The sequence below is a fragment of the Flavobacterium sp. RSSB_23 genome (assembly GCF_051547145.1).
In the GTDB taxonomy this organism is placed as follows: domain Bacteria; phylum Bacteroidota; class Bacteroidia; order Flavobacteriales; family Flavobacteriaceae; genus Flavobacterium.
The window spans coordinates 12,842-33,441 of record NZ_JBPTTO010000009.1; the positions used below are offsets into that span (position 1 = coordinate 12,842).

General features: G+C 37.3%; 18 protein-coding genes. 4 read left to right on the forward strand and 14 right to left on the reverse strand.

Annotated elements, in window-relative coordinates; translation table 11 throughout:
* Window positions 1-63 precede the first annotated feature (63 nt).
* Entirely contained in the window at window positions 64-792 is a 729-nt protein-coding gene (locus ACSVH9_RS13105; RefSeq protein ID WP_438064105.1) for a DUF2490 domain-containing protein, read from the reverse strand.
* Window positions 793-879: 87 nt separating this feature from the next.
* On the opposite strand from ACSVH9_RS13105, the gene ACSVH9_RS13110 reads away from it, so the two are divergent.
* Window positions 880-1,668: an SDR family oxidoreductase gene (locus ACSVH9_RS13110; protein WP_438064106.1), complete on the forward strand. Its 789-nt coding sequence runs from the start codon at window positions 880-882 to the stop codon at window positions 1,666-1,668.
* Between the two features lie 78 nt (window positions 1,669-1,746).
* Here ACSVH9_RS13110 and ACSVH9_RS13115 read toward each other — a convergent pair whose 3' ends face one another.
* From ACSVH9_RS13115 to ACSVH9_RS13140, 6 genes are all read right to left on the reverse strand, one after another.
* Window positions 1,747-4,305: a TonB-dependent receptor gene (locus ACSVH9_RS13115; RefSeq protein WP_438064107.1), complete on the reverse strand. Its 2,559-nt coding sequence runs from the start codon at window positions 4,303-4,305 to the stop codon at window positions 1,747-1,749.
* A gap of 373 nt (window positions 4,306-4,678) precedes the next feature.
* Entirely contained in the window at window positions 4,679-5,491 is an 813-nt protein-coding gene (locus tag ACSVH9_RS13120; protein WP_438064108.1) for a TPM domain-containing protein, read from the reverse strand.
* Window positions 5,492-5,494: 3 nt separating this feature from the next.
* Window positions 5,495-5,932 (reverse strand): TPM domain-containing protein, encoded by a 438-nt coding sequence (locus ACSVH9_RS13125; RefSeq protein WP_159682214.1) that lies wholly within the window; start codon window positions 5,930-5,932, stop codon window positions 5,495-5,497.
* Window positions 5,933-5,990: 58 nt separating this feature from the next.
* Window positions 5,991-6,578: a LemA family protein gene (locus ACSVH9_RS13130; RefSeq protein WP_438064109.1), complete on the reverse strand. Its 588-nt coding sequence runs from the start codon at window positions 6,576-6,578 to the stop codon at window positions 5,991-5,993.
* 31 nt (window positions 6,579-6,609) lie between these two features.
* Complete coding sequence (locus tag ACSVH9_RS13135) at window positions 6,610-6,942, reverse strand: MerR family transcriptional regulator (protein ID WP_300977778.1); 333 nt, start codon at window positions 6,940-6,942, stop codon at window positions 6,610-6,612.
* Between the two features lie 65 nt (window positions 6,943-7,007).
* The gene (locus ACSVH9_RS13140; protein WP_438064110.1) at window positions 7,008-7,979 is read right to left on the reverse strand and encodes a M23 family metallopeptidase; all 972 of its coding nucleotides are present in this window, start codon (window positions 7,977-7,979) and stop codon (window positions 7,008-7,010) included.
* A gap of 320 nt (window positions 7,980-8,299) precedes the next feature.
* Here ACSVH9_RS13140 and alaS point away from each other — a divergent pair, with 320 nt between their 5' ends.
* Window positions 8,300-10,930, forward strand: coding sequence for an alanine--tRNA ligase (gene alaS / locus ACSVH9_RS13145; RefSeq protein ID WP_438064111.1), 2,631 nt, complete (start codon window positions 8,300-8,302; stop codon window positions 10,928-10,930).
* Between the two features lie 60 nt (window positions 10,931-10,990).
* Here alaS and ACSVH9_RS13150 read toward each other — a convergent pair whose 3' ends face one another.
* On the reverse strand, window positions 10,991-11,374 hold the full coding sequence (locus tag ACSVH9_RS13150; protein ID WP_438064112.1) for a RidA family protein: 384 nt from the start codon (window positions 11,372-11,374) through the stop codon (window positions 10,991-10,993).
* Between the two features lie 59 nt (window positions 11,375-11,433).
* Between ACSVH9_RS13150 and ACSVH9_RS13155 the strand changes: the two genes are divergently transcribed.
* Both ACSVH9_RS13155 and ACSVH9_RS13160 read left to right on the forward strand, forming a co-directional pair.
* The gene (locus tag ACSVH9_RS13155) at window positions 11,434-12,405 is read left to right on the forward strand and encodes a GSCFA domain-containing protein (protein WP_438064113.1); all 972 of its coding nucleotides are present in this window, start codon (window positions 11,434-11,436) and stop codon (window positions 12,403-12,405) included.
* Window positions 12,406-12,407: 2 nt separating this feature from the next.
* Entirely contained in the window at window positions 12,408-13,028 is a 621-nt protein-coding gene (locus ACSVH9_RS13160) for a DUF4230 domain-containing protein (protein ID WP_315174115.1), read from the forward strand.
* Window positions 13,029-13,228: 200 nt separating this feature from the next.
* Here the strand turns inward: ACSVH9_RS13160 and ACSVH9_RS13165 are convergent, their stop codons facing one another.
* From ACSVH9_RS13165 to ACSVH9_RS13190, 6 genes are all read right to left on the reverse strand, one after another.
* Entirely contained in the window at window positions 13,229-14,992 is a 1,764-nt protein-coding gene (locus ACSVH9_RS13165) for an aromatic amino acid hydroxylase (protein ID WP_438064114.1), read from the reverse strand.
* Window positions 14,993-15,371: 379 nt separating this feature from the next.
* On the reverse strand, window positions 15,372-15,767 hold the full coding sequence (locus ACSVH9_RS13170; protein WP_438064115.1) for a group III truncated hemoglobin: 396 nt from the start codon (window positions 15,765-15,767) through the stop codon (window positions 15,372-15,374).
* A gap of 67 nt (window positions 15,768-15,834) precedes the next feature.
* On the reverse strand, window positions 15,835-17,079 hold the full coding sequence (gene ilvA / locus ACSVH9_RS13175; RefSeq protein ID WP_438064116.1) for a threonine ammonia-lyase IlvA: 1,245 nt from the start codon (window positions 17,077-17,079) through the stop codon (window positions 15,835-15,837).
* 10 nt (window positions 17,080-17,089) lie between these two features.
* Complete coding sequence (locus ACSVH9_RS13180) at window positions 17,090-17,518, reverse strand: hypothetical protein (protein WP_438064117.1); 429 nt, start codon at window positions 17,516-17,518, stop codon at window positions 17,090-17,092.
* A gap of 312 nt (window positions 17,519-17,830) precedes the next feature.
* Window positions 17,831-18,367, reverse strand: a complete 537-nt coding sequence (locus ACSVH9_RS13185) for a DUF4136 domain-containing protein (protein WP_438064118.1) — start codon at window positions 18,365-18,367, stop codon at window positions 17,831-17,833.
* 178 nt (window positions 18,368-18,545) lie between these two features.
* Complete coding sequence (locus ACSVH9_RS13190; RefSeq protein ID WP_438064119.1) at window positions 18,546-20,531, reverse strand: urocanate hydratase; 1,986 nt, start codon at window positions 20,529-20,531, stop codon at window positions 18,546-18,548.
* Between the last annotated feature and the right edge of the window lie 69 nt (window positions 20,532-20,600).

Below are 20,600 nucleotides of genomic sequence, written 5' to 3' on the forward strand. Positions count from 1 at the left end.
ATAAAGGAATAAATATTTTCGTACTACTTTATTTATGAAAAAAAGTAAAATTTAATACAATGTTTACCAATGCATTTTATGAAAAATACTCAGTCTTATGATGTCTCTATTGAAATAGTCGACCCCGCTAGGGCGTTGTTGAAAGCTCTTTAGATACCCAAGTTCTATAGCAATGTTTTTGTTGATGCCATATTGTAAGGCACCATAGATTCTATTTTGGTCGAAGGTGTTGTAGATGATACTTTTTCCAGTATTTAGCATAATCTCGTCGTATACAACTGCTTTGAGATATTGCTTTTCTTTTTCCCAAAACGGAAATTCTGCCTGCAATCGGTAACGAAAACGCCAACTGAAGGTAGTGCCATCTATAAGTCCTGTTTTAGTAGCGTTGTGTATGAACCGTTCTTCAACCTGTAGTCTTTGGTTGAGGGTTATTTTTTTTAGATTGAACTTATATGTTACATCTTGTTGTCCTCTATATTCAGGAATTTCAAAATCAAAGTCTTGTTGTGGGTCTTGAGTATAAACAGAAAAATAAGTGAAACCAGCTCCAGTTTCTATATTAGAATTCCATTTGTATCTGCCTTGGATTCTAAAGACAAATAGGTTTTCGGCAATTGGCTTCAAGAAGACACGATTGTCAAACTCTGTATGAATGGACCAATTGTCATTTAAAGTTAGTAGATTATAGTACCGAGTCCAAAGAATGCTTTGGTGGTCGATGTTTTTTTCTGATTGCGAAAAGGAAAAAAAGTAGGATAAAAAGAGAAGAATAAGGAACTTTTTTTTCAAAATATTTTTTTTGTAAATGTAAGTCTACGAATAGAATAGTGCAAAAAAAATGTTTTATTTTATATCTTAGTAAAAAATCAAAATGTTATGAATGTAACTGGAAAAGTAATTTGGATTACAGGTGCTTCAAGTGGAATAGGGGAGGCATTAGCCTATGCTTTAGCTTCAAAACAGGCAAAGCTTATTTTGTCTGGGCGAAATCTTGAAGCATTAGAGCAAGTAAAGGAAAAGTGTAATAGCGCAGATGTTGTGGTACTTCCTTTCGATTTGTCTCATTTTGATTTATCCAAAAGTACTGTTTCTAAAGCCTTGCAATTTTTTGGTTCCATTGATATTTTGATTAATAATGGTGGAATCAGTCAACGCTCCTTAATTGCCGAAACTGATTTTGAAGTAGATAAAAAATTGATAGCCGTTGATTATTTGGGAACTGTGGCTTTAACAAAGGCGCTTTTACCGTATTTTATACAACAAAAGAAAGGTCATTTTGTAACGGTAACCAGTTTAATGGGAAAATTTGGAAGTCCATATCGTTCAGGTTATTGCGGAGCAAAACATGCATTACATGGTTTCTTCGATGTTTTACGTATGGAACATGAAAAAGACAATATAAAAGTCACACTTATTTGTCCCGGCTTTGTACAAACTAATGTAGCTATAAATGCTTTAACCGCAAACGGAGAAGCTCAAAAATCAAATGATGAAGCGACACAAAACGGAATGCCCGTGGATGTCTTTGCTTCTAAAATGATTAAGGCCATTGAAGCGAATAAATTTGAAGCTTATATTGGAGGTAAAGAAGTTTTAGGGATTTATTTGAAAAGATTTTTTCCAAAAATGCTTCATCATTTCGTTTTAGAGAGTAAAGTAAGATAGATGTTTATGATAAAGAGCCATCTAAAACATAAATTTCAGATGGCTCAAAATCAAGTAAAAAAATGAAGTTCATTTACACTATAACGAATATTTTAAGGTGACACCATACGTTCTTTGGTCACCAAGTACTGCTGCATAATGTCCGGAATTTCCACCAGCGGGTAATAATTGCTCATAGTAATCTTTGTTGAATAAGTTACGACCCCAAATGTGTGCAGACAAACCATCTGCAACACGGAAACCAAGACGACCATTAAATATAGCATAACCAGGTACTACCAAATATTTCGATGCAGAAGGGCTTGAAGAGAATTCAGAACGAGCAAAACTATCTAGGGCAATGAAGAATTTACCGATGCTTCCGAAGAATTTAGCATTTTTAGTGTATTCACCTCCAAGGCTTCCTGCCCATTTTGAAACTCCTGGCAAGTCTGTTCCAGAAACATCTTTAAACGATACCGCAGCTCCAGTTTCTTCTAGTGGCAATGGGGCGTTTGTGAATGTAACATATTTTCCATCGCTATAAGTACCGGCAGCGTTAAAGCTAAAGTGTTTGTTAAGTATAAAACTAGCATCTAATTCTATACCTTTTACTCTTACTTTGTCAGCATTGGCAAGGTAGCCACGATTTACACCCAATTCAGCCGCTTGCACATTGGTTTGGAAATCTTTAATCTCAGTATTAAAGAAGGTCAAGTTCAAAACCGAATTTTTAATAGGTGAACTTTTTATACCGAATTCATAATGGTTAACGCTTTCAGGTTTAATTACTGCAAGGTCAAGAGCTGGTTGGCCAGCAATAGTCGGAAGCCCTGCTACATTCACACCAACCGGTTTATAGCTTTTTGCATAGGTAGCATAGGCATTGATTTTATCAGATACTTTGTAGTTCACGGTTAAATTTCCTGAAAAGTCTGTGTCATCAGTACTTGAAGTAAACGATTGGTCTGTATAAACCAATCTTTTAAGTGCGAGTAAAGCTGGGTCTGTTGTTTGAAGTCCTCCGTAGGTTTTACGGTCGTAATCAGCAGCTTTTTTGTCATAATTATATCGCAAACCTGGGAGTAGGTGTAATTTTTCAGAGATTGCCCAATCCAATTGAGTAAATACAGCGGCACTTGTTGAACGTACATTCGAGTTGGTTCTTATACCATATCCTTCAAAAAGACCTGGTGTTCTCCATAATGCGCTAGTGGTGCTTTGTGCAAATCGCCATTGTGCCTTTCCAGACTCTTCATTTCCTCTTACTTTTACTTCTTGGTCAATGAAAAACAAACCTACCACACCACTTAAGGATGTGCTTAATTGTCCTGCATAGCGAACTTCTTGCGTAAATTGAGTATGTCGGGCAGGGTTTTGTGATAATGCCAATACTTGTAAACCTGTAAAGTCTCTATCATTCGATGGGTCCCAATTCCAGAATCTCCAAGCTGTTGTTGAGGTAAGTGTTCCGCTACCAATTTTTGTATCAATATTTAAAGAGGCACCACCTAAATCTTGTCCAGAGCGCCAAGGGGTGTCGTGGTCAATCTTACGGTCAAAAGCATTCAAGCTAGGAAGTTGGTAATTCAAGTCGGTAATAATAGCATTAAATTGACGGTAAGCCGCTCTTTTTGTAGGAGCAACACCAGCCACTACTTGTGCATATCCGTCAGGACGCTGCAATGTGATATCTGCTGCGAATAATATATTTGTTCTGTCAGAAGGAGTATAAAGTAATTGTCCTCTAATTCCTTGGTTGTTTAGTGTATTAGTAGCTCTTCCAGTTACAACATTCTCGATTAATCCATCACGTTGAGTCCCAGAAAATGATATTCTACCAGCAATTTTAGAACTCAAAGCTCCTGTAACAGAGGCTTTGGCTTGAATGAACTGGTAATTACCATAACTCACTTCAAAGTCAGCACCTGAAGTGAAACTAGGTTTGCGAGAAGTGATGTTAAATGCACCCGAAGTTGTGTTTTTTCCAAACAAAGAGCCTTGAGGACCGCGCAATACTTCGATTCGATCTACATCTATAAAATCTAAGGTTGTAGCGGCAGGTCTAGAGAAGTAAACACCGTCTACATAAAAACCAACACCTGGGTCAATACCGTCATTAGTCAGTCCAAAAGGAGATCCCAAACCGCGAATGTTAATTCCAGTATTTCTTGGATTGGAAGAATACAATTGAACAGACGGAACCAATTCTTTTAGACGATTCACGTTGAATGCCCCAGCTTGTTCCGCTTGTTTACCTGTTACAACTGAAATGGCAATGGGGATATCTTGAGCTTTTTCTATTCTACGTCTTGAGGTAACCACTACCTCAGATAATACTTTTTCTTCTCCAGTAGAGATATTTATTTGTAATGGTTTTGCATTAGAAGGTAGTTCGGTGATTTTAATTTCTTTGGTGTTAAAACCAGCGTATTGCACAATGATAGTAAAGGGTAAAGCTTTGGCTTGTATGGAAAACTTACCATTAACATCTGAAGTTGAACTATTAGTAGTTCCTTTTATAAATATATTGACACCTTCTATAGGTGCATTCTCATCGTTTCTAACTTCTCCCTCTAAAAGGCTTTGGCCATAGGAAGTTGAAAATAGTAAAATTAAAAGTAGGGTTGATAGTGTTTTTGTATAGATATTTTTCATTATTATATAAATTATATGTAAATAGTCGAATTAAATTATAAATTTTTATTAGGCTAGGCACATACACATCATAAAATCACTGATTTTGATAATTGATACTTGTTTCTTTTTTAGCTTTTCCTTTGAATAAGCATTCTTTTGATTCGTTTTCATTGTAGTCTTATTTTGGGTTGAAAATATTTCGGGAGCAAATATATATTATTAATTCTATAAAATTAGTAGAATTATTAAAATATTTTTTATCTAAAAACAAATCGCTGATTAATAAGGTGTTTTGGTTTGGTTTTTAAATAAAAACAGCGCAATGAACCATCATTACGCTGTTTTTTTATGCTTTTGTGAATATGTTTTGACACCAAATTAGAAGTTTTACTTACCAACTTCCACTTGAACCTCCACCAGAGAATCCGCCTCCGCCGAATCCACCTCCGAATCCTCCACCGCCAAAACCTCCGCCAGATGAACCACCAAATCCGCCTCCGCCGCCACGGCCAAGGTTGCTTAAAATGATAACATCGAGTAGGCTAGGGCCGCCTCCGCCTCGGTTTCCAGAATTGCCTCCGCCTTTGTTTTTAGAGAAAATAATAATCAGGACGACAATAATGAAAATGAAAGGTAAAATGGGAAAGTTTTTTCCCGAAGACTTTTTTCGTTCTCCTTTGTATTTGCCTTTGAAAACATCAAAAAGTGCATCAGTTCCTTTGTCGATTCCTTTATAATAACTTCCTGCCTTGAATTCTGGAGTAATAATGTTTCGGATGATTTCTCCTCCAATTCCAGCAGTTAATCTGTCTTCGAGTCCGTAACCAGGGTTAATGGCTATTTTTCTATCATTTTTAGCAATCAAAATGATGACGCCGTTGTCTTCTTTTTCTTGTCCTATTCCCCAAGTATGTGCCCAATTGGTTGCCAGTTGATTGACGTTTTCATTCTTGAGACTTTCAATAGAAATTACTACAATCTGAGTGGTAGTCGAATCCGAATAGCGAACTAATTTTTCTTCCAGTTGCGCTTTTTCTTCAGCACTAAATAAATTCGCATAATCGTAGACCGAAGTTTGAAAACTAGGTTTTTTTGGAATAGTAAATTGTGCAAAGGTGCACTGAAACGTTAAGAATGCTATAAGCAAAAGAGGTAATCGAAAAATCCCGTTGGAATTTGATGTTTTTATTTTGGAATTTTTCATAGGCTATCCTTTAGAAATTTCGTTCGACAATTCGTTGGTATCACCTTCTTGCCAAGGGAAATATTTTTTGAGTTGTTCTCCAGCATTTAAAATGCCATCAATCAAACCTTGTTTGTAATTTCCTAATTTGAATTGGCTCACCATGGCATCGCGAGTGCAGTCCCAAAAATCAGGAGCTACTACATCGTTTATGCCTTTGTCACCACAAATCACAAAGGTTTTGTCATTCACTGCAAGATAAATGAGTACACCATTTTGTAATTCGGTAGCATCCATATTGAGTTCGTGAAAAACCTCCATAGCACGGTCATAAGCATCAAGAGAAGTGGTAGCTTCTATATGAACTCTAATCTCGCCCGAAGTATTTTTTTCTGCCACACGAATGGCTTCTACTATGGCACTTTCCTCTTCTTTAGTTAAAAAGTCTTCTACTTTTGACATTTGTTTAATTTTTTTATTGGTATAAAAAAAGCCCCTCCTTCGGAGGGGTTGGGGAGGTTTAGAATTTAACTTCCACAGGTTTTTCTGCACCTTCAACAGCTTGGAAATAGGCTTTTTCTTTAAAGCCAAACATTCCAGCAAAAATAGAGTTAGGGAAGGTTTTTATGTGCGTATTGTAAGGTTTAACCGCTTCGTTAAAACGAGTTCTAGCAGTCAAAATTTGATTTTCAGTACTAGCCAGTTCGTCTTGTAATTTCAAGAAATTTTCGTTTGCTTTTAAATCAGGGTATTTTTCTACAGAAACCAATAATTTCGATAATGAAGAGGAAACACCTGATTGTGCCGAGTTGAATGCGGTTAATTGTTCTGGGGTAATGTTGGTTGGGTCAACAGTAACCGAGGTAGCTTTTGCACGGGCTTCAATAACTGCTGTTAGTGTACTTTTTTCAAAGTCGGCGGCGCCTTTTACAGTGTTTACTAAGTTGCCAATTAAATCGTTTCTTCTTTGGTAAGAAGTATTGACATTACCCCATGCTTCGTTGATGGTTTGTTCGTAACCAACAGCCGTGTTGTTAATTCCTTTAACCCAGCTGTATATTCCGAAAATCACGACAGCTCCGATAATCCAAGGCAAAAATCTTTTCATGTTTATTTAATTTAGTTGTTAATTTTAATTTTTAAAGTTCTGTTTTTATTTGTACTAATTGTGTTTTTATGGCTTCTAATTTTCGAATAATTTCAAATTTATCCAAGGTTTTCTTTTGACCTTCTTTTAAATGGGTTTTAGCGCCTTCTAATGTAAACCCTCTTTCTTTGACCAAATGATAGATTAATTGTAAATTTTTGACATCTTCGGGAGTAAACATTCGGTTTCCCTTGGCATTTTTTTTAGGTTTTAAAATATCAAATTCACTATCCCAGAATCGAATCAAAGAGGCATTAACGCCAAAGGCTTTGGCCACTTCGCCAATGCTGTAATATCTTTTATCTGGTGCTAATTCTATATGCATTTTTTACTCTCTTTTTATAAATTATAGTTGCTGATTACTTTTAAACGAAACACTTTTTAAAAGCATTAATCCAGCGATTGATTTTCTTGGTTGGCAGCATTAGAAATGGCAACATATTCTACTGCAGAAATTGAACCGTAATAAAAATTCAACGGATTCACTACTTTACCATTTTTGTGTACTTCATAGTGTAAATGTGGAGCCTCCGAACGTCCTGTACTTCCCACATAGCCAATGATGTCTCCTCTTTTAACACGTTGTCCCGCTCTACACTTGTATTTACTCAAATGTGCGTATAATGATTCATAACCATAACCATGCCGAATTACAATATGATTCCCAAAGCCAGAAGCCGAGTTGTCTGCCCTAACAACGATTCCATCGCCACTTGCAAAAATTGGTGTTCCAGTTTTTGCCGTAAAATCCATTCCCTCATGCATTTTACGTGCTTTAGTAAACGGGTCGGTACGATAACCAAAACCAGAAGCAACATGCCTTAATTTTTCATTTTGCACTGGCTGAATGGCAGGAATACTAGCCAAAAAGTCCTGTTTGGCTTCTGCCAATTTCAAAATAGCATCTAACGATTTTGATTGAATCGCCAATTCTTTACTCAAAACATCCACTTTTTTGGTGGTTCTAATCACCAATTCAGAATTGTTATACCCTTGCAAGGCAACATAATTTTTTTTGTAGCCCGACTTACGCTCTTCTTCAGAGATAGGAGCTGTATTAAAATAAGTTCTGTACAAATTGTTATCTCGTTCTGCCATTTGCTCAACAACTCCCTGCAACTGCTCCAGTTTTTTATTTAAAATCGCGTAATTTAGTCTTAAATTTTCAATTTCTCTTTCCTGAACTCGGTCATTTGGAGTCTTAAAATAAGGGACATTCAATAAAATCACAAACGATAAAAAACCAAACAAAGCCGAAGCAACAATAAATAAGGCAGCAAAACCAAACTTTTTTCTCTTCTTGGGCGTAATTTTTCGGTACGCTAATTTTTCGGAATCGTAATAATATTTTACTTTCGCCATAGTTTAAAATACCCTATTTTTGCAACCTGTAAAGAGTTAGTCGAACAAATTTAATAAATGTTTCAAATCTTCTTTCTTTTTACATAAATAAAATAAGGGCCTAATCCAGCTATTCGTTGCAAGTTCTCGGTTACAAGCCTTTTTTTTCTAGCTACGTCAGGAGCTTCCTCCGGTCGCTCTGCCCCAGCAAGAAAAAAATAGTCTTCTAATCCTCAAAGCTTTCCACTACTATCTGGGGCAAAAGTTGAGCGGTTACTTCCCGTTTCGTCATTTCGAAACATTCAAGAATCCATCAACAAATAACCGATTAAAAAATAGAAATGAAATCACAAGACGTACGTAAGCAATTTTTAGATTTTTTTGAAAGCAAAGGACATTTAATCGTTCCATCGGCTCCCATAGTGCTAAAAGATGACCCAACGCTGATGTTTAATAACTCAGGAATGGCGCAATTCAAAGAGTATTTTTTGGGTCTAGGAACGCCAAAAAGCCAACGTATAGCCGATACTCAAAAATGTTTGCGTGTTTCAGGAAAGCATAATGACTTAGAGGAAGTAGGTATTGATACCTACCACCACACAATGTTTGAGATGTTGGGGAACTGGTCTTTTGGAGATTATTTCAAAAAAGAAGCCATTCATTGGGCTTGGGAATTGCTAACAGAAGTCTATAAAATAGACAAAGACATATTATATGTAACTGTTTTTGAAGGAAGCGTTGAAGAAAATGTTCCTTTCGACCAAGAAGCCTATGATATTTGGAAAACTTTAATCGCTGAAGACCGAATTTTGTTAGGAAATAAAAAAGACAATTTCTGGGAAATGGGAGACCAAGGTCCTTGTGGTCCTTGTTCCGAAATTCACGTAGATATTCGTTCTGCCGAAGAAAAAGCAGCAATTGATGGTAAAGAATTAGTAAATGCTGATCATCCTCAAGTGGTGGAGATTTGGAATAATGTATTTATGGAATTCAACCGTAAAGCAGATGGCTCACTAGAGAAATTACCAGCACAACACGTAGATACAGGTATGGGATTTGAACGTCTTTGTATGGTTTTACAAGGAGTGCAATCTAATTATGATACGGATGTGTTTACCCCAATCATCAGAGAAATCGAGACGATTACTGGTACAACATATACCATCAAAGCGTCCAATGAAGAAGAAGAAAAAATAAATATTGCGATTCGCGTGATTGCAGATCACGTTCGTGCTGTTGCTTTTGCAATCGCCGACGGACAATTGCCTTCCAATACAGGTGCAGGATATGTTATTCGTAGAATTTTACGTCGTGCTATTCGCTACGGCTTTACTTTCTTAAATACCAAAGAGCCTTTTATCTATAAATTAGTAGATACTTTAAGTGCACAAATGAGTGCTTCTTTCCCTGAAATCCGTTCTCAAAAAGCTCTTTGTTCTAACGTGATTCGCGAAGAAGAGAGTTCTTTCTTGCGCACACTAGATCAAGGTCTGGTTTTGTTGGACGCAGTAATTGCTAACAATCAAAGCAAGGTGATTGATGGGAAAAAAGCTTTTGAATTGTACGATACGTATGGTTTCCCAATCGATTTAACAGCTTTGATTTTATCTGAAAAAGGATTGCAATTAGACGAAAAAGTATTCGAAGAACAATTACAATTGCAAAAAGAACGTTCACGTGCGGCTTCAAAAGTTACTGCAGGTGATTGGAATGTAATTGTAGAAGATGATATTCAAGAGTTTGTAGGTTATGACCGTTTGCAACACCAAGTAAAAATTACAAAATACCGTAGAGTAGAAAGTGTAAAAGAAGGAGAAATTTTTCAGTTGGTTTTTAACGCGACTCCTTTTTATGGGGAAAGTGGTGGACAAACAGGCGATAAAGGGTATCTAGAAGCTAGTAATGGAGATATTACCTACATCATTGATACTAAAAAAGAGAACAATCAAACGATTCACTTGGCAAAATCATTGCCTGATAATTTAACCGATACTTTCCAAGCCATTGTAGATGTTAAGCAAAGAGCAAGAACCTCTTCTAATCATACCGCAACCCACTTGTTGCATCAAGGTTTGAGAAAAGTATTAGGGACTCATATTGAACAAAAAGGTTCTATGGTGCGTTCGGCTTCTTTACGTTTTGACTTTTCGCACTTCTCTAAAGTGTCAGACGAAGAATTGAAAGAAGTAGAAAACTTTGTAAACGCTCGTATTCGTCAAAGCTTACCATTAATCGAAAAACGTGGAATTGCTAAAGAACAAGCATTAGAGGAAGGTGCTATCGCTTTGTTTGGAGAAAAATACGGCGACTTGGTGCGTATGATTAAGTTCGGTGATTCTGTTGAACTTTGTGGAGGAACTCACGTGGCGAATACTTCTGAAATTTGGCATTTCAAAATTGTTTCAGAAGGAGCAGTGGCAGCAGGAATTCGTCGAATTGAAGCGATTACAAGTGAAGCTGCTAAGGATTTCTTTGAATCACAATTGATTACTTTTGGAGAGATGAAAGAAGTGTTGAAAAATGCTGTTGACCCTATAAAAGCGATTCAAACACTGCAAGATGAGAATGCTTCTTTGAAAAAACAAATAGAAGCGTTGCTAAAAGATAAAGCCAAGAATATGAAAGGCGAATTAGCAGCTGCTTTTCAAGAAGTAAACGGTGTAAAATTCTTAGCGCAACAAGTAGATTTAAATGCTGAAGGTGCTAAAGACTTAGTTTACGAATTAGGAAATTTAGGTAACAATATTTTCATTGTTTTGGCTACTGTGAATGAAGATAAACCAATGTTGACCTGCTATATTTCTAAAGAATTAGTAGCTGATAAAAATCTAAATGCTGGACAAGTTGTTCGCGAATTAGGAAAATACATCCAAGGTGGCGGAGGAGGACAACCGTTCTTTGCTACAGCTGGTGGAAAGAACGCAGCTGGTGTCTCTGAAGCTTTAGCAAAAGCTATTGAGTTTGTGAAATAGTTTTCAAATAAAATATAGAAATTAGAACCCTTTTAGTTAAGTGCTAAAAGGGTTTTTGTTTTAAAAATCTTTTTTAGGAATCACTGCAATAGCTTCAATTTCAATCAACCATTCTTTGTTGCCTAGGGCAGATACTCCCACTAAGGTGCTTGCAGGATATTTTTCTTTGCCTAAGAAGCTTTGCCTAACTTTTCTAAAAACGGGCAAATCAATATCAGGATTAAAGTTTACGATGTAAGTAGTCATTTTGACAACATCATTGAAATCGGCATTGGCTTTGAATAACTGTTTTTCTAAATTTTTAAAAGTAGCTATTGTTTGACTTTCTAAGTCTTTTCCGGAGCCAATTTGGCCTGAGATATATAAGGTATTGAAATTACCAGTTGTAACTACTACAGTTTGTGAAAACCCTTCGTTGGGGTCGATGTATTCTTTTTGTACCATAACAGGGAGTTGAATTGAAGGCTAAAAATAATAGTTTATTTGTCAAAACTAGTTTAAATTTGACAGCAAAACGATTCATTTTGCAACTTCAAACCAAAATAATTATCCCCGAAACAAATACTCCGATAGCTTATTCGTCACAAATAATGCTACTCGGCTCTTGCTTTGCTGAAAACATAGGAGAAAAATTGCGCTATTATAAATTTCAAACGCAAGTGAATCCTTTTGGGATTATTTTCAACCCATTTTCTATTGAAAAGCTTATAGAAAGAGTGGTGTTACAACGCCATTTTACCAAGGACGATATTTTTTTCTTCAATGAAAGATGGCATTGTTATGAAGTGCATTCTGAGTTGAGCCATTCAGATTCCGAAGTAGTATTGCGTAACTTGAACCAAATTCTTTCCGACACCCAAAAGCAATTACAGCAAGCGCCCCATATTATTTTTACCTATGGTACTTCGTGGGTATATCGCCATATCGAAACCAATGCTATTGTGGCGAATTGTCATAAAGTACCACAAAAGCAATTTACCAAAGAGTTATTGTCGATTGATAAAATCCAAAAATCGATTCAAAATATAATCTCTTTGATTGCAACCCTAAATCCAAAATGTAATTTCATTTTTACTGTTTCACCCGTTCGCCATCTCAAAGACGGTTTTGTCGAAAATCAAGTAAGTAAAGCGCATTTGATAGCTGCAATTTATGCAACAACAAACACTCAACAACAAACCTTAAACTATTTTCCCAGCTACGAAATTATGATGGACGAGCTTAGGGACTATCGGTTTTATGCAGACGATATGATACATCCTAGTCCAATGGCGATTGATTACATCTGGGAACGATTTACGGCGACACAGATTGATGCCAATGCAATAGCTACAATGGAATTGGTACAAACCATACAAAAAGGCTTGTCGCATCGACCATTTAATCCTAATTCTGAAAGCCATCAGAAGTTTGAGGCGAACCTGAAAGAAAAAATAGCTACATTAGAGGCACAGTATTCATTTATAAAATTTTAGTTATGTTGAAACGCATTTTAATTGGAGTTGGAGTAGTAGTCATTGGTTTGTTATTGTTTAAATACTGCGATTTTAAAAAAGAAAAAGAAGACGAGTTCGATTACAATACGAACCTCATTCAGCAACAAATCCTAAATGTTGGGAAATTGGTGGTGACCGAAGGCCATTTTTCGGAAGTCATCACGTTTAAGAATTCGAATAAGTACTTTTTGGATATGATTTCTTTTGAAAAGAAGGCGATTGTGATTGTGAATGCCAAAGTAACAGTGGCTTATGATTTGCATCAAATGAAATACGATATCGATGAAAAGAACAAAACCATAACGATTCTTTCCATTCCAAAAGAAGAGATTTCGATTTATCCTGACATTCAATATTATGATGTGGAGCAAAGCAAACTCAATGAATTTACAGGTGCTGATTACAACAAAATCAACAAAACCGTACGAGCTAATTTGGCTAAAAAAGTAGACAAATCGACTTTGAAAACCAATGCTAAAAATCGTTTGGTAAGCGAAATCTCCAAAATGCTCATCTTAACCAATTCTTTAGGCTGGAAACTACAGTACAATGGTGAAGTCATCGAAACCGAAAGCCAGCTAAAACAGGATTTGAAGTTGTAAGACAAAAATAAATTCCAAAAAATAAATTCCAAATTCCAAAAAAAAGTTTACATCGAAAGGTGTAGTTTAAAAATTAAACCGCAAATTCACAAATTTTTATTTAATATTAAAATTTGCGAATTTGCGGTTGTTTTTTTGCTATTTGATTGATAAGTAGCAGTTAAACGCTAATCTACACAATCAATCTGTGTTCGTGAATTTTAGTGAACAGTTTCCTCTTTTTCAAAAATCAATTCCAAACCATTCGAAATTAATTTGGCTACTTCAGGGCGTTGCTTTTTAAGATTTTCTAAATGTGTAAGGACGTCCGAAAGTAATTGCGTTTCGTTTCTTGCTTTTAAAAGTTCTGCCAATTCAACACAAAGTAACCAATCATTTGAATGTTCTTCTTTTAATTTTTCAAAAATGGGAGCCAATGATGTTGTCGTATCTTTGGTCTCACGGATATTTCGAACGGTATGATACAATACTTCTAAGGCGTCTCTTTCTTCTGAGGTTGAAGCTTTGATGGTTTTGCTACTTGGTACGTGAGCAATCAAATCAAAACTATTTACATCTGCAGGGCCAGAAAAAGCAGAAACTAATTTTTTACCCACTGCCATATCGTAAGTACCCCATTCTGGTCGAAAAAGAACCGTTTCGCCGTATGTTACCGTACAGTTTTTGAAAGAAATCAAGATGATTTCACCGTGTAGGTTTCGTTTGCCAGTAATGATTTCGCCCTCTACTTTGATGTTACCTTCAAACTCCAAAGTGGCGGTTTCGCCTTCGTAAATGTCGTATGCTTTTAAGTCACGTGGACTCATATCTTCAATTGCGAGGTTGATGCCTTTGAGTTTCCCGATGGGGCTACCAAAACCTTCTTGGTGAGCAGCAGTTCCGTGTCCTACTAATTCTTTCTCTCGGTTTGCCAAGGCTGTTTTTCCAGTCGTTTGTAGGTAAATGGGTTTGCCTTCATATTCAATCACGTTGGTAAAAACACCTGAGATTTGTAAACCAGTACTCAATTCCACAGTTCCCAAAGCTTTGGAATCGATGAGTTTTTTAATACCAGATAAACCACCTGTTCTCAAGGCCATCGTATTGGCAAATTCTTCTAGGATTAAGCTCAAATAAGCAAAATCAGGAGTTACATAGAGTTGAGGTTGCACTTTGGTAATGTCAAAACTTTGTTGCGCTGCACTAAACGTGTACGGTATTTTTTTGACGTTATCGGTCATACACCAAGCACTTTCTCCAATTGAGGAAAGCAAACCAGCGCCGTATATTTTTGGATTTTCTAATGTGCCAATTAAACCGTACTCCACGGTCCACCAATGCAAGTTTCGGATTTGAGCCATTTCAGAAAGTTCACCCATATTGTTTTGCAAATTTTCTACTGCTTTTTCAGCAGCTTCAATTTCGCTTTGTGGCGTTCCCTCGGCTTCTTTTAAAATCGAAAGTAAACGAATGGCTTCATACATTTCGTAATCTTTGTGCGAAGAAATGGCTTTGCAACCAATTTCGCCAAAACGTCGCAAGTATTCCGCATATTCTGGATTGGCAATAATAGGAGCGTGTCCCGCACCTTCGTGAATGATATCTGGAGCAGGCGTGTATTCGATATGTTCCAATTGACGAATATCTGAGGCAATCACCAGCACATTATAGGCTTGGAATTCCATAAAAGCGTTGGGTGGAATAAAACCGTCTACGGCAACGGCAGCCCATCCAATTTCGGACAATATGCGATTCATACCGTACATACTCGGAATGGAGTCGATTTCGATACCTGTTTTTTGTAAACCTTCGAGGTACGAACTGTGAGCAACTTTGGATAGGTAGTCTACGTTTTTGCGCATCACATAGCGCCAAACGGCTTGGTTGATGGGCGTGTAGTCTTCGTAGTCTTGCGGTTTGATAAACTGTTTCAAATGTTTCGGTAATCGCTCGATTAGGGGATTACTTTCTATTTTTGCATTCATAGCGAAATCGGTATAGTTTTTTGTAAAAATACAATTTCGAATGATTATTTACAGGTTTTTATTGGGTATTTTTAGTAAACCAAGTGTTTTTATAGGATTTTAACAATGGTTTACTTTTTAAAAACTATCCCATTGAAAGTCCTTTAGCCCCGACAGTAGTGGAAATCCTTTGGTGCCGGGGTTCGGCACCAAAGATTAGAGCGGATGGCGGGAACCCATACTGGCTGATAATGCCTTTTGTTTCGCTCCTGATTTTAAAGCTATTTTTATGTATTGGCTATACTCCTTTTGAAAATTGCACGCGGATGGCACAGATTTAAAAGGATTTTTTGCTGTTAGAATCCGTTTTGTCCGTTTGTCATTGTCAGATAGTTATCTTTTATTTCAATTGCTCTCTTTCGGCTTTCCTAAAATACTCTATCTTATAGTTGAACATTTCGGCCATATTTTTGGCTCTTAGCTTAGCTTCTTCGGCGAGTGGGCCAGCAAACAAACTGTCGATAGTGGTGGTGAAAATCGCCATCCAGCGGTCGAAATGGGTTTTGTCTACGGGTAATTGTTTGTGCGGCGGAAACGGACTTCCGGAATAGGTGTGCACTTCGAGCAAAATGGTTTGCCAAAAGCGGTACATTTTTTCGAGATGTTCTGGCCAACGTTCACCTATTTTTTCGTTGAAAACGGGACCGATTGCCTCGTCTTGACGCACATTGGTATAAAACGTATCGACCATTTTTTTGATGTCGTCTAAGTTTTGTATGTCTTGAGTGGGTGTCATAACAGTTTTAAAATTTAGTTTCAAAGGTACTTTTTTGCTGGAAAATGATTTTGTTTTTTAGTTTCTTTTAACCAATTAATTGTGTGAATAAATCTTGTTTTTCGTTGAGGTATTGGTATACAAACCCCATTTTTTTCATATTGTCTTTGATGGATAAAATGTCGTTTGGATTTTTCACTTCTAAACCTACTACCACAGAGCCAACTTCTCGACTGTTCTTTTTTGCAAATTGGAAGTAGGTGATGTCATCGTCTGGTCCTAAAATGGCATTAACAAATTCTTTGAGTGCTCCGGGACGTTGCGGAAATTGTATCATAAAATAATGCATCAATCCTTCATATAATAAGGAACGTTCCTTGATTTCGGCGGTGCGCTCTATGTCGTTGTTGCTGCCGCTTACCACACAAACCACAGTTTTTCCTTTGATTTGGTCTTTGTAAAAATCCAAGGCCGCGATGGTCAAAGCACCTGCGGGTTCTACCACCATTGCTTCTTCGTTGTACAAACGCAGAATAGTAGTGCAAACTTTACCTTCAGGAACTAGAATGATATCGTCTAGGTTTTTTTGGCAAATGGCAAACGTTTGGTTGCCCACTTGTTTTACTGCCGCGCCGTCTACAAACTTGTCTATAGTGTCTAAAGGTGTATTGGCTCGATTAGCAATCGATGTTTTCATTGAAGGAGCACCTTGTGGTTCAACGCCAATAATTTTGGTATTTGGGCTAAGGTGTTTAAAAACCGTGGATAGGCCAGAGGCTAATCCGCCACCGCCAATTGGAACGAATACATAATCAATGGGTTGTTGGTATTGTTCGACAATTTCGAGTCCTACGGTACCTTGACCCGCAATGACTTTTTCATCATCAAAAGGATGGATGAATGCTTTTTGGTTGTCCTTGGCGTCGGCAATTGCTTTGGCATAGGCATCGTCAAAAGTATCTCCTGTCAATACAATTTCGACCCATTTTTTGCCAAAGAGTTGTACTTGCTTTACTTTTTGATTGGGCGTGGTTTTGGGCATATAGATTTTGCCTTGTATTTGTAAAAGATGACAAGAATACACCACGCCTTGTGCGTGATTGCCAGCACTGGCGCACACTATACCGTTTGTTTTTTCGCTTTCGGTTAAGGATTTCATTTTGTTGTAAGCGCCTCTGATTTTATAAGAACGCACAACTTGAAGGTCTTCTCTTTTAAGTAAAACAGTAGCCCCAAATTCTTCTGAAAGATTGAAATTCTCTGTTAAAGGAGTAGCGGGAACTACATTGGCTAATTCTTGTTGCGCTTGTTGTATGGATTGAAATAAGTTCATTTTATTTATTTTAATTGAATTGTAATGTTGATTGTGTTAGGGTGTTTTGTAAGGTGTAAAAGTGCTCATTGGCTATTTTGCCACAGCAAATCCAGTGCTCCTTTTCTTGAAATAAGTAAGAAATAGGAAAGCGTGTAATTTGTTTTTTATGAATTATCGGGATTTTAAAAAGTAAGATTTGATGAGTTTCTAGTTCCTTTTGATTTTGGGTGTAACAACAAAAAATCTCGATAATTCGTTCCAAAATAGCCACTATGGTTTTGCTATTCGTTTCGTCATCCCAATAGCCAATGCTGATTTTGTATAGTGAAGTGTCTTCACAAAAGTCAACCAAAAAATGGTCGATTTGCAGTTTTTTGCGAGTGAATATCAAGGCAATTTTACTGATTAGCGTGGCTTCTTTTTCGCAAAACAGCGTAAGGGTTATTTTTTCTTTCATTGTAATTGTGGTTCATTTTTATTCAAAAAAAAACCTTTCTCAAGTGACGAGAAAGGTTTCATAGTTATGCATAACATCCTAACTCGTCAACAAAGACGAATAATAATGATGTTAATAATAATACTAGTGTTTTGTGTCATATCTAAAAAAAGAACCTCCCAATTGGGAGGTTCTATATTGTTATTGTTAATACTATACAGCGCCTCACATTCTCATCGAATGATAATTGAAATGCTGCTAATAATTGTGTTATTGTTTTTCATATAAAAATGGGATACCGCAAATATAAACAAATAAGGCATTCACCACGATTTATTTTTTCACTGGCGGATATTGTGCTAAAATTTTTCCAACAAATTCAGCTACTACTTCGTCTTTTTTGTCCGCGTTTTTAGTTAAGGTTCCAACACCTTCACCTTGCCAAATCATTTCTTTCTTTTTGGCGTCGATGAGGTCGATAAACAAGGTGCCTTCGGTAGAGGTAGAAACGGTGGTTTGGTTACCGCCCATCATCCAAGGATTCCAACCCCAGCCCCAGCCGTAACCCCAACCAGCGTTGAATTGGTTTACGCTAACTTGCTCTCTTGATTTGGTAAAAATATTGATTAACAAATCAGGTGTTTCGCTTTTGGTAAATCCTTTGGCTGCCATTTGTTGGTCAATGGCTCTCAAAATACGTTTTTTGTCCAAATCAGAAATCTCTACTTTGTCAATACCCGCTTTATAATACGCATAGGTTTTGTAAGGAGAAAAATCTACATTTTTGTCGTAATCCGAATACACTCTAACCGAACTACAAGAACTAAAAAAAACAACTAGCACTAAGGCAAATAATGATATAGGTTTCATATGGATATTGTTTAAGTTATTATCAATTATGATTCTCGCTTTCTACTGCAAAATAATCTATTTTGAGTTCAAGATAGTTTTTTTAACATTAGATTATAACTATCAAAATGTTAGTTTAAAACCACCAGTACCTTTCAAAAAACGGATTTGTTATTAAGATTTCAAAGGAAATCCTGTGTTATAGCAAATGGTCTTCAACAGCATTCGGAAGCGTCACTTTTAGTAAAGGTTCTACTTCCATAGCGCGTTTGATGGCAAAAATCGCTCCTTCGTTACGCGCCCAGCTTCTGCGAGAAATTCCGTTGTTGACATCCCAAAACAACATTGATGCCAAACGTTTAGAAGCTTCTTTGGAACCATCAAGAACCATACCAAAGCCACCATTGATAACTTCTCCCCAGCCCACACCGCCGCCGTTGTGGATAGACACCCAAGTAGCGCCACGGAAACTATCACCAATTACATTATGAATGGCCATATCAGCGGTAAATCTTGAACCATCATAAATATTTGACGTTTCTCGATAAGGCGAATCGGTTCCTGAAACATCGTGATGGTCCCGACCTAAAACCACATATCCAATTTCGCCTTTGGCAATCGCTTGGTTAAACGCTTCGGCAATTTTAGTGCGTCCTTCGGCATCAGCGTATAAAATTCGCGCTTGTGAACCTACCACTAATTTATTTTCTTGCGCGCCTTTAATCCACTGAATGTTGTCCTGCATTTGTTGCTGAATTTCTTCAGGAGAGGTTTTAATCATTTTTTCTAAAACGGCACAAGCAATAGCATCGGTTTTGGCTAAGTCTTCTGGTTTTCCGGAAGTACATACCCAACGGAAAGGGCCAAATCCATAATCAAAACACATTGGTCCCATAATATCTTGAACGTACGAAGGATATTTGAACTCTCTACCAAGCGCTGGATTTTCAGCCATCACATCGGCTCCCGCTCTTGACGCTTCTAGCAAAAAGGCGTTACCGTAATCAAAGAAATAGGTGCCTTTTGCCGTATGTTTGTTGATAGCCGCTGCGTGACGACGCAAAGTTTCTTGGACTTTTTCTTTAAAAAGGTCCGGTTGGTTGGCCATCATTTCATTGGCTTCTTCAAACGAAATACCTGCTGGATAATACCCGCCAGCCCACGGATTATGCAAAGAAGTTTGGTCAGAACCCAAATCGATATGCATATTTTCTTGGTCAAAACGTTCCCAAACGTCTACGATATTACCTAAATACGCAATAGAAACGGTTTCGTTATTGGTTTTTGCCAAGGCAACACGTTGCACTAAAGCGTCTAAATCTTCAATCACTTCATTAATCCAACCTTGGCTGTGACGAATATGGGTAATTTTCGGATTTACTTCGGCGCAAACGGTAATACAACCCGCAATATTTCCCGCTTTGGGTTGCGCGCCACTCATTCCACCCAATCCAGAAGTCACAAATAAACCACCTTTTGGATTCTTTTTAATTTTTCTAAAACCATTCAAAACCGTGATTGTCGTTCCGTGCACAATGCCTTGTGGACCAATGTACATATAACTTCCAGCCGTCATTTGTCCGTATTGCGAAACGCCCAAGGCATTCATTTTTTCCCAATCGTCTGGTGCCGAATAATTCGGAATCACCATCCCGTTAGTCACCACCACTCTTGGCGCCTCTTTGTGCGACGGAAACAATCCCATCGGGTGGCCAGAATACATCGTCAACGTTTGCTCATCGGTCATTTCCGACAAGTATTGCATCGTCAAAAGGTATTGTGCCCAATTTTGAAACACCGCGCCATTTCCGCCATACGTAATCAACTCGTGCGGATGCTGCGCCACGGCATAATCCAAATTGTTTTGAATCATCAACATAATGGCTTTCGCTTGCTCGCTTTTCCCCGGATATTCGTCAATCGGACGTGCGTACATTTTGTAATCAGGGCGAAAACGGTACATATAAATGCGCCCGTATTGTTCTAATTCTTCCGAGAATTCAGGGACTAATTCCGAATGATGTTTCGGGTCAAAATAACGCAACGCATTGCGCAACGCCAATTTTTTCTCTTCTGCCGTTAAAATCTCTTTACGTTTTGGCGCGTGATTTATAGCAGCATCATACGGCTTGGGTTGTGGTAAAATATCTGGAATTCCTTGTTGGATTTGTTCTTTAAATGTCATCTTTTTTTTGTTTTTACAATCGAAAATAAAATAATAGCGATACTTTTTAGTAAGATTTGGGCGAGACCG